Source organism: Vibrio sp. 1727, assembly GCF_033344415.1.
Lineage (GTDB): Bacteria > Pseudomonadota > Gammaproteobacteria > Enterobacterales > Vibrionaceae > Vibrio > Vibrio alginolyticus.
In genome coordinates this window covers 1-532 of record NZ_JAWPOT010000621.1, presented here as the reverse complement: position 1 = coordinate 532, position 532 = coordinate 1, and the positions used below count along the sequence as shown (strand labels likewise).

Sequence of the window (532 nt, the reverse complement as noted above, 5' to 3'; positions counted from 1 at the left end):
CGTATCAATAATACGCCAATAATCATTAGGTTATTTTTTAGCCGCTTCGCATGAATCTAGGTAATAGAAGTGGCGAAATGTTAAAGCATTGCGTACTCTGTAACAGGTCGATATCAGAAAATTCTGATAAAGCCTTGTTTTGCATATCTTTGCGAAACTCTGACTTTGCAAAATGTCAAAGTTGGGATATCGTGCCAAAAATCTGACACTGTTCAGTTGGGCAATAGGGATATTGTTGTAGATAAGGGCCTATAGAAAACAAGGCTCATAAGTTAACGGCAATTAGATTTATATATCTTTATTTTTGAGGATAAGAATTATGGCAGGTGAATCGATGGGTATCGATACCACTCTAACAGATGGGCTGACTCAAGCTGAGACTTGGCTTACAAACAACTCAGACCTACTTATTCAGTACGGTGTGAACATTATTTCAGCGCTGATTATCCTATTTATCGGTAATATTATCGTTAAAGCAGTCGCTGGCAGTGTTTCCAAAGTACTTGAAAAGAAAAACATGGATAAGGCGGTC

1 protein-coding gene is annotated in these 532 nt (G+C 37.8%); it reads left to right on the top strand.

Features of this window, described 5'->3' with window-relative positions; genetic code table 11:
• Window positions 1-319: 319 nt before the first annotated feature.
• Window positions 320-532: mechanosensitive ion channel family protein (locus R8O10_RS27250; RefSeq protein WP_412035184.1), on the top strand; the 213-nt coding region annotated here is incomplete at its 3' end.